The sequence below is a fragment of the Chitinophaga sp. YR627 genome, assembly GCF_900114995.1.
GTDB lineage: Bacteria > Bacteroidota > Bacteroidia > Chitinophagales > Chitinophagaceae > Chitinophaga.
The window spans coordinates 901506-918191 of sequence record NZ_FOUX01000005.1 but is presented as its reverse complement, the minus strand read 5'-3'; the positions used below and the strand labels follow the sequence as shown (position 1 = coordinate 918191).

Genomic DNA, 16686 nt, shown 5'->3' with positions numbered 1-16686 from the left:
CTGGGAGAGGGGGAAAGGGTTGGGTAAGATGGGAAATTTTTTTTGAAGCCGAAAACAGACTTTTGGAAATGGCGTATAAACACACAAAAAAGCCTCCCATATATGATCCAAAAAGCTTATTTTTAGTATAACACGCTGAGTCGTATTCCATGTTAATGAAAAAATTGCTGCTTCCACTATTATTGCTGGTAAGCTATGCCTATGCACAGCCATCCTACCAGTTCTCTTCTTTAGATGTGAATAACGGTTTATCCAATAACCAGGTGAATTCCATTTATAAAGATGCCAGGGGATTTATGTGGTTTGGTACCATGAGCGGATTGAACCGCTATGACGGATATGCGTTTAAAACATTCCGGCATAGTGCAGACCCAGGCGCTATTAACGACGACTACATCACCGGTATCTATCCTGCGCCTGATAATCAGCTTTTTATCAGAACAAGGAATGGGGATAATTTCTATAATCCGGTGACGGAACAATTCTCTGATGCCACCGTCTGGCTGAAGAAAAAAGGCCTGTCAGAATACGGTATCACCAGTGTCGCGCAAACAGGCCGCAACTGGTGGATCGCTTATAATGCCGCCGGCCTGTACAAGATAGATAGTGCCGGACGTACCACTAAGATATTACTGCCGGACAGGGCCAGTGCAGCTATAGCAGATCTCCAGCGTGAAGGAGAAAATCAGCTGGTGATCCTTTATCTGAATGGAGATGTGGAAAAGCTGGACATTGCCCGCAATAAGATCATCTACCGGAATACCAGCATCCGGAAATATATCGGTAAAACTCCCTTAGCCCTGCGCATCTTTATAGACGCCGCAAAAGACATGTGGGTGTATATGCCGGGAAGTGATTTTGGGGTGGCTTATCTCAGCCGGAAGGATGGTACAGTGAAAATGCTGTCCAGTAAAACCGGGGCTTTGAACAATGATATCGTCAATAGTATTGTAGAGGATGATAAGCATGTCATCTGGATCGGCACCGATCACGGAGGCATTAACCTGATCGATAAAAATAACAATTTTAAGTCGCGTTTTTTAGTGAATAAAGAAGGCGATCTGAAGACCATCGCAGAGAATGCCGTCTACGCTCTTTACAAAGATAATTTCGGTATCATCTGGTGCGGGACCTATAAAAGAGGGCTTAGCTATTTCACAGAGAATATGGTGAAATTCCCTTTGTATAAACACAGTCATGCGGATAATAACAGCCTCAGTTATAATGATGTCAACTGCTTCGAAGAAGATAAAAAAGGGAATATCTGGATCGGCACCAATGGCGGCGGACTGATTTACTTCGACCGCCTAAACCAGACCTTCAAACGCTTCCAGCATGATCCCTCCAACGACAACAGCATCAGCAAAGATGTGATCGTCAGTCTTTATGTGAATAACTATAATGATCTCTGGATCGGATACTATTTCGGTGGAATGGACTTCTACAGTAACGGGCGTTTTAACCATTACCGTCACGAGGATGACGATCCGAATAGTCTGGCGAATAAATCCGTCTGGAAGATCTACCGCGACCAGCGGAACAATTTCTGGGTAGGTACCCTGGGCGGAGGACTGGACCGATTTGATCCCGGTAATGGCATCTTTTATCACAACAATGTGAATATGCCGGCTTCTGTTCATTCCAATTATATTTCCGGATTCGCAGAAGACAACCGGGGTAATCTGTGGATCGCAACCGCCTATGGTATCGACGTACTGGATAATTCTAAAGGTGTCTTTGTACACTATCTCAGTTCCACACACCAGTTGAGCAATGACAATGTCAGTTCGCTGCTCTATGACAAAAGAGGGCATATGTGGGCAGGTACCCGTGCCGGTCTGAATGTCTTTGACGAAAAAGTACAGCAGTTCAGGTCATTTACAGTAAAGGACGGTTTGCCGGATAATAACATTATCACCATGCTGGAAGATAATGAAGGTTATCTATGGGTCAGTACTTCCAACGGACTTAGCCGGATTGCGGTGAAAGATGGTCCGGAAGGACTCAGCATCAGTTGTCGTAATTACGATGATAAAGACGGTTTGCAAAGCAAGGCGTTTAATGTGAATGCTGCCTTTAAACTCAGTACCGGCGAACTGATCTTCGGTGGCGCTGATGGATTTAACCTGTTTGATCCTTCTTCGTTACCACGGAATAATACGCGTCCTGATGTGGTATTCACCGGACTCCGCTTATTCGACCGTAATATTGAAGTCAATGCGAAAGTGCACGACAGGGTCCTGTTGCCGGAAGCCTTATCCGTCACCAAAGAAATTGTGCTTAAACACAATGAAAATGATTTCTCTGTCGAATTTGCCGCACTGAATTTTATCAATACCGAAAAGAATAAATATGCCTATCGCCTGGACCAGTTCAATGATAACTGGTTAATAGCAGATGGTAGCACACGCCGTATTACCTATACCAATATCAGCCCCGGTACTTACACCTTACAGGTAAAAGCCGCCAATGAAGATGGTTTCTGGAATGATGAAGGTATATCGCTGAAGATCGTTGTGAAACCTCCATTCTGGAAAACGCCGCTGGCCTATGTTATCTATGTACTCTTAACAATTGCTATATTATTATTGCTTCGCCGCAGTGTGATCAGAAGGGCGCATAAGCGCTTTACGCTGGAACAGGAAAGACAGGAAGCCAGACGTATGCATGAAATGGATATGATGAAGATCCGTTTGTTTACGAATCTCAGTCATGAGTTCAGAACACCCGTTTCCCTGATCCTGTCACCATTGGAAGAGATCATGCAGCAAAGCGGTGAACAAAAAGATAAAGGCAAATTCCAGCTGATCTACCGGAATGCGAAACGCCTGTTGATACTGGTGAATCAGCTAATGGATTTCCGGAAAATGGAAATGCAGGAACTGCGTTTAAATCCGACCTGGGGCGATATGGCGGTGTTTATCCGGGAAGTGACCTTTTCATTTGCGGACCTGGCAGAAAGGAAACAGATCCTATTCTCCTATAAAAGCAATACCCCGCATATCTATACCTATTTTGACAATGATAAAATAGAGCGGATCCTGTTCAACCTCTTATCAAATGCCTTTAAGTTCACCCCCAGTGGTGGAGCCGTACATGTGGAAGTAAACAGTAATAAGGACGAAGATGGGAAGACCTGGCTGGAAATGAAAGTAAGAGATACCGGTATTGGTATTCCGGTGGAGAGACATGAAAAGGTATTCGAGCAGTTTTTCCAGAGTGATATGCCGGGAGGACTGATGAACAGAGGGAGCGGTATCGGACTGGCCATTACCCGTGAATTTGTCAAACTGAATAATGGAACCATTACGGTGGAGAGTGAAGTGAATAAAGGCAGCTGTTTTACGGTAATATTGCCATTAGAGACCTGTGAGCAACCCGAGGTGGCCAATGAACCGGAGGAAGAGACAGAAGAGTCATTATTGACCAACGAAGCCCTGTTAGCGGAAGAGCAGCCGGAAGAATTGTCAGAGGAGCTGATGGAGGCTGATGCCCAACGGCAAACCATCCTCCTGATAGAAGACAATGAAGACTTCCGTTTTTACCTGAAAGAGAACCTGAAGGACTGTTACCATATTTTAGAAGGAGCAGACGGTCTCTCCGGTTGGCAGAAAACCCTGTCAGGGCATCCGGACCTCGTCATGAGTGACGTGAATATGTCAGGAATGAACGGGATTGACCTCTGCCGGAAGATCAAAAGCGATGCCCGTACCAAACATATCCCTGTCATCCTGGTAACGGCAGCAGCCGGAGAACAGGAGCAGCTCCGCGGACTGGAAGCCGGAGCAGCCGATTACCTGGTCAAACCTTTCAATTTTGAGATCATGCTGTCCCGGGTACGCAATCTGCTGGCCAGACCATTGCCGGCGAAACACCAGGTTACACTGCCGGAATTACAAAGTGCTGAAAATGAAGTGTCTCCTAATGAAAAGTTCCTCCGCCGGGTATTGGAAATAGTAGAACAGAATCTGTCCAATGCCGGGTTCTCTGTAGAAGAACTCAGCCGGGAGCTGTTTATGAACCGGGTTTCCCTTTACCGCCGTATTTTCAACCTGACCGGTCAGACGCCGGTAGAGTTTATACGCATGATCCGTATTAAAAGGGCTGCACAGTTATTATCCAAGACCGAAATGAACGTTACCGAGGTCGCTTATGAGGTAGGTTTTAATAACCCGAAATACTTCGCCAAGTACTTCAAAATGGCTTATAATATGCTGCCCTCTGCCTATGCAACTGCGGCCCGCAAGTAGCTATTGCAATAAATGATGCCGGTAAAGCAACATTTGATACCCCTCCTGCAACATTTTATCCTATTTAATAAACATTCGACAGCCCTCTTTCTCAGGGAGGGATGATACTTTTATCATACAAGGGGAACACGATATGAGCAATGATGACCAAAATCAAACGAATCGCGCATTAATCTAAAAACTTAATTCTTCCACGCTATGAAACGAGCCAGTATTACTGGAAAATCGTACCTGACGGTATGGGTAATGATTTTCTTTTGGGCTGTCACTATGCCTGCGCAAGCACAAACCCAGTCTGACCCGGGACGAAAGATCTCCGGCAGCGTTACCGCCGGAGAAACAGGCACGCCTGTTCCGGGGGCTTCAATTACTATTAAAGGGACAAAAAAAATGACCACTACTGACGGAGCAGGGAATTTCAGCATTCCTGCTAATCAGGGTGAGGTCATTAACATTGCCTCTATGGGCTTCATCACCCGGGAATTCAAGGTAGGTACTTCCACCACTATTAATATAGTGATGCAGGAAGATTACCGGAAACTGAATGACGTGGTAGTGGTAGGGTATGGTAAAATGAAGAAAACAGACCAGAGCAGTGCGCAGGTCTCCATTACCTCCACAGAAGTCAACCGTACCATCAATACCACCATCGACCAGGCCATACAGGGCCGTGCCGCCGGTGTGTATGTTACACAGAACTCCGGGCAACCGGGGGGTGGTATTTCCGTGAACATCCGCGGCGTCAATACCCTCAGCGGTACCAATGAACCGCTGTATGTCATCGATGGGGTGCAGATGCAACCAGCCACTGTTTCTTATGGGGCTACCAGTTCTGTCAATCCGCTGGCAGGGATCAACCCCTCTGACATCGAGTCATTAGAGATCCTGCAGGGCCCTTCTGCAACCGCTGTATATGGTTCCAGGGCGACCAACGGGGTGATCCTGGTGACTACGAAGAGAGGGAAGTCCGGACAGATGAAACTGTCTTATAACTACCTCTATTCGCTGCAGGACAAACCGGAAGCAGTAAACACTATGACCTTGCAGCAGTTCGCCATCATGAACAATGAAATCGCCCAGTTGCTGAACCGTACGCCTACGCCGGAATTTCAGAATCCCAGTGTATTAGGTAAGGGAACGAACTGGCAGGATGGCCTGTTCCGTACCGCGTCATTACAGAAGCACCAGGTGAATATCAGCGGTGGCGCCAGCAATACGACCTATTATATGTCAGGTGAGTATTTTGACCAGGAAGGGGTGGCCATCGGTTCCGATTTCAACCGTTATTCCTTCCGTCTTAACCTGGATAACCAGGCCTTCAAATGGCTTAAACTGAGTACTTCCCTGAATTTCTATCAGACAAAGGAAAAGCTGGCTTCTACCAGTGAAGACGTGATCAGAAATGCCATCAACCTGGCGCCTAATATTCCGGTGAAAAATGCCGACGGCAGCTGGGGGGGCGCTACGGAGAATGAATATGGATCCAACGCAAAATATGCCCCGCTAAATCCGGTTGCGATCGCCAGTCTCGTAAGCAATGATTATAAACGTACCGGCGGCCTGGGAGGTGCTACTGCCGAGATATCGATCATCAGGGGACTGACCTTCCGTACCAGCTTCAATGGGAACTTTGAATACACTGATGGCAGTAAGTTTATTCCTACCTATCAGTTAGGCTATAACGTCAATGAAAAAGCATCACTCGCCGTTTCCAACGGTAAGAACTTCTACTGGAACCTGAACGAGTTGTTACAATACTCCAGGGATATCGGTAAGCATAGTTTCAGTGTGATGGTCAGCCATGAAGCGCAGGCCTGGAACTACCAGGGTTTCTCTGCACAACGTGTAGGATTCGCCAGCAACAGCATTCCTTCTCTCAACCTGGGTAATGCATTAGGACAGACAACCGGTAGCTACAAAGGATCGGGTGCACTGGAGTCTTATCTCGGTCGTGTGAACTACACCTACGATAACAAGTATATCGTTCAACTGGCTGGTAGGGCAGATGGTTCGTCCAATTTTGGTGCAGATGACAGATGGGGTTATTTCCCTTCTGTATCGGTAGCATGGCGGCTGACAGGAGAAGAGTTCATGAAATCATTACCCTTTATCAACGAACTGAAGATCCGTGCGGAATATGGTACGACCGGTAACAATGGTAGCGGTGGGGCACAGTTCTCCTCCCTGACATCTGTGACTACGCCATGGGGTGCAGGTTTCCGTACCGGACAGTATGGTAACTCCGGACTCAAATGGGAATCTACCGAAACAAAGAACATCGGTTTTAACATGAGCGTGTTAAAAGACCGGATACAACTGGAAGGAGATTTCTATATCAAGAAGACAGATAACCTGCTGATGCCAAATCCGCTGCCTGCCTATATGGGTACACAGGGCGAAGGTGCGATCAATGCACCGATCGTAAACATCGGAGCGATGCAGAACAAAGGTTTTGGTATTACACTGAATACGGTGAATATAGATAACAGACAGGGTTTCAGCTGGAAAACCAATTTTAATATCTCTTCTTTCAAAACAAAGATCACGAAGTTCTATTCTGATGCTGCTTTCCTGTCAAGGTCTGCCTGGTTCATGAATAACTTTACTTCCCGTTCTGTGATCGGTGATGCGCCGTGGCAGTTCTATGGTTATGTCGCAGAAGGATTGTTCCAGTCTGTCGATGAGATCAACAGCAGCGCCATTCCCGCACAAGCTGACGGTACCCGTTTACCTGTTGCAAAAGATGGTGGTGTATGGGTTGGCGATATCAAATATAAAGACCTGAATGGTGATAATATCATCGATTCACGCGATCAGACATTTATCGGAAATCCATGGCCGAAGCTGACCTTTGGTTTGACCAATACTTTCTCCTGGAAAGGATTTGACCTGAGTGTACTGGTGACAGGTGCACAGGGTAATGACATCTTCAATTATCTCCGTTTTGAGAATACGAATCCCAACAATATCAATCTCGGCCGGAACTTGTTACAGGAATCATTCAATTATGCACGCGTCGGTGATGTAGGTGGAAAGACCATTTTAGAGAATCCCGGCGCCAATGTACCCAGGATCGTTGGTACAGATGTAAACGGTAATGGTAACCGTTTTACAAACCTCTATGTAGAAGACGGATCTTATATCCGCATCAAGAATGTACAGCTGGGATATAATATTCCGCATGCATTGCTGAGACAACAGTCTGTCGTTAAAAACATCCGCCTGATCGCAGGTGTGCAGAACCTGGCCACTTTCACCAAATACAAGGGATATGATCCTGAAGTCGGTTCTTATCTCGGTAAGGAAGTACAGCTGAGCAGTCAGCTGATCGGTGTGGATGCAGGTCGCTATCCGTTGACCCGCCTGTATAGTGCAAGTGTAGCGGTTGATTTTTAATGCCCTTTAAAACTGACAGTATGAAAAAGACAAATTATCATATATATCTGATCGCCCTTGCCTGTACGCTTTTTGCATCAGGCTGTAGTAAAGACTTCCTGAACAGACCACCGGAAGACGCTATCGTAGATGTGAATTTCTATCAGACCACTGATCAGATCCTCGCAGGAACGGCGCCACTGTACAACATTGTATGGTTTGCCTACAACGATAAAGCCTCTCATGGTATCGGAGATGGAAGAGCGGGCGTACTAATGTCTGGTTCTTACCAGGTGGATAATATCCGTATGCAGACGACAGACGTTACACCGGAAGTATACAGTTCCTGGACGTCCTTCTTCAATGTAGTGGCACAGGCCAATCAGATCATCAGTAATCTGGTGACCTATACGGCATCAACAGTACCTGAGAATGTGAAACAGGCAGGTATTGCAGAAGGCCGTTTTATGAGAGGCGTGGCTTATTCTTACCTGGTGCAGAACTGGGGAGCAGTGCCGATCATTGCAGATAACAAAGTATTGCTGACAGATACTTCTATCAGCCGTAATACAATAGCATCTGTATGGGAATTTATCATCCGTGATATCCGTTTTGCCGCAGAAAATCTTCCCGCTGCACCGATGCAGAAAGGCCGTTTGACCAAATGGGCGGCGGAAGGTATGCTGGCGAAAATGTACCTGACACGCGCCGGTATCTCCGGTTCAAAGAATCAGATAGACCTGGATAGCGCCGCCTGGTATGCCAATGATGTGATCATGAACAGTGGCGCCGCTCTGATGGATAATTATGAAGATCTCTTCCTGATGAAGAATAACAATAATCCGGAGAGCCTGTTTGCCTTACAGTGGAAGTATGATGGCGACTGGGGTACACAGAACAGTGTGCAGGCATTCCTTGCCTATGGTTCTGAAATAACAGGTTTTGGTGATGGCTGGGGTGGTGATCTAGGTGCTTCACTGGATCAGCTGAAATTATACCGGATAGATGATAAACGTCGTAAAGGAACGTTTATGTTCCCCGGTGATCATTATTCCTATATCCATCAGTCAGTAGATGATCCTAATAATCCGGGCAAGAAGATCGTACAGGAATTACAGGTACCATGGAACTATGTGGGTACTGAACGTTATAATGCCAGGGCATGGGTGAAGAAGTATGTGGTGGGTCGTCCGGAAGATAACGATGGTAAAGTGACACAACAGCATACTGAGATCAATACCTATATGCTGCGGCTTGCAGATGTATACCTGATCTATGCAGAAGCATTGCTGGGTAAATCCACTTCTACTACCAATGCGCAGGCATTGTTATACTTCAACAAGGTCAGGAAAAGAGCGGGTGTACCTGAAAAGACAGTGCTTACCTGGGATGATATCTATATCGAAAGAAGACTGGAGTTAGCGATGGAAGGACAGGCCTGGTATGATCTTGTAAGGTTGTATTACTATGATCCGGCGAAAGCGATCGCATTGATCAATGCACAGGACAGAGGGACTTATCGTATTGCGGCGAATGCGGCTACGAATGCCACTTCCTGGACGATCACTTCTGATGTGCCGGCATTCTATACCGTGACACAGAGCAATTTCCTTTTACCGCTGCCTGCCGCTGAACTGACTGCTGCGCCTAATCTGAGGAAGCCCCCGGTACCTTATCAATTCTAATTAAAACTGACTGATCATGACCCGTAATATATTCACGTTTATCCGTTATATGAACAGGTTGCCGTTGTATCTACTGATCCTGTTCACCGTGTGCTGTGCTGCCTGTTCCAAAGACGACAGCACCAGTGGTGCGCCGCCTGTCGTGACAGGTGTCAGTCTGCTGGACCCTACTAAGACAGACAGTGCCTTTACCGGGACATTGCCCGGTACCTTAATCCTGATCACAGGACAAAACCTGGATGGTATCGTTAAAATAGCTTTTAACGGACAGTCAGCGTACTTTAATCCGACTTACAACACCAGTACGCACCTGATCGTCACCATCCCGGATAATGCGCCTACAGAGGCGACAGATCCGGATGTGCCTAATACCATCCATATTATCACCAGTCATGGTGAAACAAGTTATTCATTCACCCTGGAAATTCCTCCTCCATCGATCGCCGCCATATCGAATGAAAATGCGCTGGCAGGAGATTCCCTTATCATTTATGGTTCCAGCTTATGGCTGATCGATAAGATCGTGTTCCCTGGAGGTAGAGAAGTGACCGATTTTATCGCAGACGATGCAGGCACCAGAGTAGGGATGATCATGCCAGCGCTGGGGGATGATACCGGCAGACTGGTCATACATGCGAAATATGGTAACGCGGTATCAGATGGTCCGCTGAATGATCACCAGAGCGGGAATGTGATCAGTAATCTGACGGCTGACGGGGAGACTGGTGAGAAGGCTGTTTTCAACTGGGCCTGGTGGGGCGCTAACAGAACGACGGATGCGACCTTGTTCCCGGGTACACGAGGTGCATATCTGCAGAACATTTTCGGCGGAGTGGGCATCAATGATGGCGCGTGGTGGAATGGCAACCGTTCGGGTAACTTCAATGACGTACCGATGTTCACAGCTGCGATCATGACAGAGCAGGCAGCCAGTTATGCGCTGAAGTTTGAGATCAATACTAAAGAACCCTGGACGGCTGGTATAAACGTGTTGCGTTTCGGAGATAACTATGCTTATCGTTATATGCCATGGTCGGGTGCTGCCGGTGCAAAGTTTGAAACGAAAGGCGCATGGCAGACCGTAACTGTTCCTTTATCTGCTTTCAAAACAGTGGCTGATGGTAAAGAGGGGACCGGTGCAGGCGCCCAGACAATGGGAGACCTGCTGAAAGCGGGTGGTGTGGTAGCCTTTGGTTATCGCTTCATTACAGAAGATGCACCTGTAGATGTCTACAATGCTGCATATGACAATTTCAGGATAGTGAAGATCAGATAGAAATATCAATGATAGGTCCGCAGTAGTTTTACTGCGGACCTGTTATAGCACAAACTTATTAATACGTATTTAAGAATGAAGCGCATATTGGTCCTGTTTTTTTTATGTTCGGAAATATTGTTGTGCACGGCCTGCAACAAAAACAGCGGTGAGCCATACGAAGAAGAAGAGACGGATACTTCCGGTACTACGGTGATAGTACCTGAAGACCCGGCGCTGTCTTCCAGTATAGGTTTCTTTATGTCGTCATGGGCGCCAAAGACCTTTAAGGCAGGTACTTTTACAGAAGCGACACTGCCAGCATCTGCACCTTATAGTGTTACAGTGGATGCATCTACGATCACCACCAAGATCTCTCCCGCACTGTTTGGTAATAACAGTAATCCCTATATGAGTCAGATGGTGAATCAGCCAAAACTGATGGGACACCTGACGAATCTGCGTCCGGGTATTATCCGCTTCCCCGGAGGGAATATCAGCAGTATCTATTTCTGGAACGGACAGGTAGGCGTGCCCCCTGCGGATGCGCCTGCACAGCTGACAGATGCAGATGGGAATAAGATCGATCCGGGATATTGGTATGGGAACAATACGGCTGACTGGACATTGTCTCTGAACAACTATTATAGCATGTTACAGCAGACAGGTAATGAGGGGATGATTACAGTAAATTATGGCTACGCCAGATATAGTACTGCTGCGAATCCGGTGGCGGCTGCGGCACACCTGGCGGCAGACTGGGTTCGATATGATAACGGACGTACCCGTTACTGGGAGATCGGTAATGAAAGTAATGGCACCTGGCAGGCCGGCTACCGGATAGATGTAACACAGAATAAGGACGGGCAGCCACAGGTGATCAGCGGAGAGTTATATGGCCGTCATTACAAGGTATTTGCTGACTCCATGCGGAAGGCAGCAGCAGAAACAGGAAAGACAATTCACATCGGCGCTCAGTTGCTGGAGCATGAGCCGGCAATCTGGGCGACCGATACAGATAAAAAGTGGAATGCCGGTGTATTACAACAGGTCGGCGCTACAGCTGATTTTTATATTGTACATAGTTATTTTACGCCTTACAATACGAATTCAAATCCGCAGGAAATACTGGCATCTGCTGCTACTGTGACAAGAGCGATCTATGATCATGTGCATAGTTCTTTTACTGCGAATAGCGTGGCGGCGAAGCCTATTGCGCTGACCGAGTGGAATATATTCGCTGTAGGTTCTCAGCAGATGATATCGCAGGTGGCAGGTATGCATGCGGTGATGGTATGGGGAGAACTGATCAGTAATAAGTTTGGTATGTCCAGTCGCTGGGATCTGGCGAATGCATGGGAGAACGGGAATGACCACGGTCTGTTCAGTCAGGGCGAATCGCTTTCCGGTGAGACAAAATGGACACCACGGCCGGCGTTTTATTACCAGTATTTCTTTCAGAAATTCCTGGGCGACCGGGGCATCAATGCGATTGTGACAGATAGTAATTCGAGTATCAGTGCCTATGCTTCGACATTCAGTTCCGGAGAAGTGGGGTTGACCCTGGTGAACAGGGCTAATATGACACGTAGTGTAACAGTGAACTTTAAGAATTTTAATCCAGGTACGCGTTTTTACTGGTTTGTGCTGACAGGAGGAGAGGGCGTGACCGGCTTTTCCCGGAAGGTATTTGTGAATGGTGCAGGACCGGCAGGCGTATCCGGAGGCCCTGATAACTATGCTGCACTGACCCCCTATGGCGCAAATGCGGCAGCCGGAGTGAAGGTCTCCTTACCGCCAATGGCAGTAGTGAATATGGTGATAGAAAAGAAATAGAGTTATATTTGAGAAATCAATAATATAACTCTATGCCATGAAATGGATAAAAAATGTCAACATATTTATCCTGAGCACTTTAGGTGCGTTTGCAGCTGCCGGTTGTATCTCCCAGGCAAGCAGTCCGCCTCCGGCCGATAGCATAATGACTGACAGTGCCGTCGTGGCTGTTGACAGTATGATTGCTACAGCCGATATGATGGAGGAGCCTGATTCTTTACAGCGGGAAATGTATGTTATCGATGGGCTGATCGCATTGATCTCTGAGCCGTCCTTACAGCTGACAAATGCGAGTTTGCTGCCTGTAGCCGGGAGAGATACCCTGAACGCAACGCTTTATCATGATAACGGGATTCCGGTTGAAATGAGTTATACGCTTTTTGAAGATGGCGGTGCTGCCGCCGGGATAGGTAACATGTATTTCTTTGCCGACTATCCGATCGTTAGTGAACTGGCGTATGGAGATACACATATCTACAATGTGCTGAGAAAGGATAGTACTTTCTTTTCCTATAGCAGAAGCGGACAGGATCATTTTAAACTGATCGCATTGCCGGAAGGGGCAGAAGATTCACGCATAGCGCATCTTATCAGGGAGGCGAGTGATCTGCTGCAATTATATCCGCGGAACAAGATCAGGTTTAATGTGCCTTCCGTCCCTTTAAAAGGCGATCTGCAATTACTGGCAGTGTCGGATGTGCCGATGTTTGAAGCACCGGATTCCACGTTGCGGCCGATCCTGATGATCCCTGAAAAAGCAGTGCTGGGATTTATGGGAGCGAACATGCAACAGGTAATTACAGACGGTAAGCAGTGGATCTGGTACGAGGTGATGTATGATGGCGTACGTGGGTGGATCAATGGACATCCTGCATTTGTGCAGGAGCGTAATGATGAAGTTTATTAGTTGGTTGTGTATATAAAAATAAAAGCCTTTCAGTGTAATGCTGAAAGGCTTTTTTAATGTGATTAGAAGTCAACGTCGTCAGCGATATTGCCGCCATTCTCATCGGCAAATTTTCTGGCGTATTCCTGTCTTTTCGCGTCCATGTAGTTGGTGTACTCCAGGATTTCTTCATCGCTTAAAGACGATTGTATCTGCATCCACTGCATAGCTACTTCCTGGAAGTCGCCCAGAGAGATACCGTAGTTCGTCTGTATCCATTGTGCGCCGTCCATACCTGCTTCATATGCAGCGGTACGTGCACCACACAGTTCTTCGTAGAAGTAACGGTCTGAAGCCAGTCTTTGCAGATTAGCTGCGTTACCCGCACCACCTGCAGCCTGCAGGCCACCTAATTTAGGGTGTTCTCCAGCCTGTGCAAAGTAGGTACCCATCTGCGTGATCACGATGAAGTCGGAATCTTCCTGCATACGCTGTGTCCATCCCTGGCTTGCGTCTTCCCATACCGGAATTTCTACTCCGAGAGCAGCACAGATCGTATCAACACCTACACCGTTTGCCAGTTTTGCGTTGGCTGCGGAATAATCAAATAAGCTGATACCGTGAATAGGTTCGAAAAGGGGGTTGTTCTGACTCATGGTTCTGTTGTTTTTTATATTATACTAAAGGTTTATGCTACGTTTACTGTCATGTCGCTGGTAGTTATTCTGGAGCGATATGAAGAATTTTTCGTGATGTTCTTTCAGATCGGGGAGTAAGCCGTTCAGTTCATCGAAGATGTTCCTGTAATATTTATCCAGCTGTACCGGTATCTCGTCTTCTGCTGCCACGCGTTGCTGATTCAGTGCGAGCAGTTGTGTATATAGCGGACCACTTTTTGCCTGCAGTTCCTGGAAACTCATTTTCAGTTGCAGGGTATGCATCTGTTGATAGAGTTCTTCTTCTTCCGCTCTTTTCTGCTCGTGAGCATCCATGAAATGTTTGCTACGCTGTTCTGCGAGTTTACGGGCGTTTTGCTCGAGATCACGTGCGATAACACCAGGTTCAAAGATGTTCTGTGTATTACAGGAAGGACAGTTAACATAGGCACTATGATAATAGACCTGTGCGATCTGCAGATTGTCTCCGCATTGTGTACAATGAACTGATTTACATTGCTGCATGTATTGATTCACCATGTCCTGAAAGATCGGTTCATAGTCCTTTCTTTCTACCTGTTCGGTGGCAGTGTCCATCCGGTGTTGCAGCTGGTCTTCCCAGTCATTGGCTTTCTCAGCGCAACGATGACGCCAGTCGTGTACGAGGCGGTATGCGTCTGTACCAGCAGACAGGATATCAGCATAACGGCTGTAAGCAGGCTCTATCTGTGTTTCCATTACTTCTCTTACTTTCTCCCGCATGTTGGTGGCCTGTCCTTTAATGCCGGAAGAGAAGCGGTAATAGGCTTGTCCGAAACGGTCATCAGTCGCCATCACAGCAGGCGCTTCAGCAATGAATCCGGCGATCAGGAGGTCAACCCGATCATTCAGTTTTGCAAGGAAATTGTCCAGCCTTGATTCGAGGGCTGCCAGTTCACTTTTAATTGTTTCGGTCTGGAGTTTGTCTTCCTGTGATTGTCCGCGGTTAAATAAACCCATAACTAAATTGTAGAATTATCAGATCCTTTGATGTAATGTCCGTCGCTGAGCGTTGTGTTAATGAAGGTATGTCCGCAGTAGGCGCAATGTGTCAGTCCGTCCTGTCTGGCACGTCCTGCACCACAGTTGGGGCAGGCGGATTGATTAGTGCCGGGGTTAAAGTCTTCGGCTTTTCCACTGTAAGGTTCCTGTGATACGGCGCGCTGCTTCATACGTTCTATGAACGACAGCTTTTTATTGTCATTCTCCATCCGCTTATAGTTTGGATAAGATGTCGGCTTTTTTTGCTTTGTATTCTTCAGCATCGATCAGTCCGTTGTCATGCAGTGTTTTAAGCTGTTTCAACCTAGACTCCAGATCATCTGCGGGTTTTTGTTCCGTCTTCTGTGCATGCTGTGCATTCATGGCATTCATCATATAGGCCATGGCAGCACCCTGCTGAGCGGCATCGTTGAGGGCGGTTCCCGTTTGACCAACAGCGTTAGCCTGATTGAATTTAAGATAAGCGTCCATGTCCTTCACCATGTTCATGTTGGTCATGGTGTCGAAATGTTTGGCCACTTCATCAGGCAGGTTGACACTGCTGACAACAAACTCCGTTACTTCGATGCCGAAGGCTTCAAAATAAGGCTGAATGAGTGGTCTTATCTTATTGTTCAGGAGAGACAGATTACCTGCAATATCGAGTACCTGAATGTTGGCGGAAGCTAATGCTTCACCGAATTTCGGCGCGATGAAATCTCTCAGTTTGTTTTGCAGGTCCATTACAGATAACCAGGGTAGCGTGCCGGCGTATTCCCGGAAGAACTTCGCTGTATCAGCAATACGTACGTTATAGCTACCGAAGGCTCTTACACGTACCTGGCCGAACTGTGCGTCAGACAACATGATCGGAGCAGGGGTACCCCACTTGAGGTTGACAAATTGTTTGGCGGAAAGATAATAGACATCTACTTTAAACGGTGCCTGAAAGCCATACTTCCATCCTTTTAACCTGCTTAACAGGGGGATGTTTTCTGTACTCAGTGTATGCGTGCCGGCTTCAAATACGTCTGCCAGTTTACCTTCACTTAACAGGAGTGCTTTTTCGGATTCACGTACAATCAGTTTTGCGCCGTTTTTAATGTCTGCATCCCGGTGAGGGAATTTCCACATGAGCAGATTTGGGTCTTTCTCGGTCCACTCAATGATTTCAATAAATGGTAAGTTCATGGTTTTCAGTTATAACTAATAAATGCTGGGGCATCGGTTTATTAATTATGCTACAAAGATATATAGATAACGGGCCGAAAGATATAACTGAAAATCGGGATTTTCTATATAAAAAATGTTAATAATGATTTAAGTCTCTCCGGATAAAATCAACCCATTCAGTATGAGGTATTTTGCTTAAATCTTTTTCTGGTTGCAAACCGGTGGCGTCAATCGGAGCGGTATCTGTCCAGCTGGATTTTGTATCCGGTATTATCTCAGCAATAGCCCGTGGCGTGTTTTCGGGACAGAGCCGCAGGTAATTATTCCCCTGATCGATCGGCTGTGTCATCAGGTAGGGCAAAAGATATACCCATCCCGTGTTACCGCCACCGTTACTTCTCAGGTCAACGATCAGGTATTCCTCCGGATATACTTTTCCCCATAGTTTGGTGTTCCAGAGTCTTAATCAATAGGGTGCGGGTATGTTGTTGTTCCCATTACAACGGTATTATACCTTAATTACGCCGTTAGTGCTTCGTTCATACACGGA

At 46.8% G+C, this 16686-nt stretch carries 10 protein-coding genes; 6 read left to right on the top strand and 4 right to left on the bottom strand.

Annotated features, from left to right (window positions below; genetic code table 11):
- The first annotated feature begins 155 nt into the window (after positions 1-155).
- From BMZ72_RS28870 to BMZ72_RS28845, 6 genes are all read left to right on the top strand, one after another.
- Entirely contained in the window at positions 156-4250 is a 4095-nt protein-coding gene (locus tag BMZ72_RS28870) for a hybrid sensor histidine kinase/response regulator transcription factor (protein WP_255373317.1), read from the top strand.
- A 198-nt stretch (positions 4251-4448) separates the two neighbouring features.
- Positions 4449-7646 carry a SusC/RagA family TonB-linked outer membrane protein gene (locus tag BMZ72_RS28865; protein ID WP_089813628.1) on the top strand — a complete coding sequence of 1066 codons (3198 nt, stop codon included), beginning with the start codon at positions 4449-4451 and terminating at the stop codon, positions 7644-7646.
- A gap of 20 nt (positions 7647-7666) precedes the next feature.
- Positions 7667-9310, top strand: coding sequence for a RagB/SusD family nutrient uptake outer membrane protein (locus tag BMZ72_RS28860; protein WP_089813836.1), 1644 nt, complete (start codon positions 7667-7669; stop codon positions 9308-9310).
- Positions 9311-9326: 16 nt separating this feature from the next.
- On the top strand, positions 9327-10586 hold the full coding sequence (locus BMZ72_RS28855; protein WP_089813625.1) for a glycan-binding surface protein: 1260 nt from the start codon (positions 9327-9329) through the stop codon (positions 10584-10586).
- Between the two features lie 75 nt (positions 10587-10661).
- Positions 10662-12401, top strand: a complete 1740-nt coding sequence (locus BMZ72_RS28850; protein ID WP_089813623.1) for an alpha-L-arabinofuranosidase — start codon at positions 10662-10664, stop codon at positions 12399-12401.
- Positions 12402-12438: 37 nt separating this feature from the next.
- Positions 12439-13308 carry a hypothetical protein gene (locus tag BMZ72_RS28845; protein WP_089813620.1) on the top strand — a complete coding sequence of 290 codons (870 nt, stop codon included), beginning with the start codon at positions 12439-12441 and terminating at the stop codon, positions 13306-13308.
- 62 nt (positions 13309-13370) lie between these two features.
- On the opposite strand, the gene BMZ72_RS28840 is transcribed toward BMZ72_RS28845, so the two are convergent.
- The 4 genes from BMZ72_RS28840 to BMZ72_RS28825 are packed head-to-tail and all read right to left on the bottom strand — an operon-like array spanning position 13371 to position 16154.
- Positions 13371-13943 (bottom strand): DUF6620 family protein, encoded by a 573-nt coding sequence (locus BMZ72_RS28840; protein ID WP_089813618.1) that lies wholly within the window; start codon positions 13941-13943, stop codon positions 13371-13373.
- Between the two features lie 24 nt (positions 13944-13967).
- Positions 13968-14942, bottom strand: a complete 975-nt coding sequence (locus BMZ72_RS28835) for a hypothetical protein (protein ID WP_089813617.1) — start codon at positions 14940-14942, stop codon at positions 13968-13970.
- Positions 14943-14944: 2 nt separating this feature from the next.
- Positions 14945-15193, bottom strand: a complete 249-nt coding sequence (locus BMZ72_RS28830; protein ID WP_089813615.1) for a hypothetical protein — start codon at positions 15191-15193, stop codon at positions 14945-14947.
- Positions 15194-15197: 4 nt separating this feature from the next.
- Positions 15198-16154, bottom strand: coding sequence for an SPFH domain-containing protein (locus tag BMZ72_RS28825; protein ID WP_089813613.1), 957 nt, complete (start codon positions 16152-16154; stop codon positions 15198-15200).
- Positions 16155-16686: the final 532 nt, after the last annotated feature.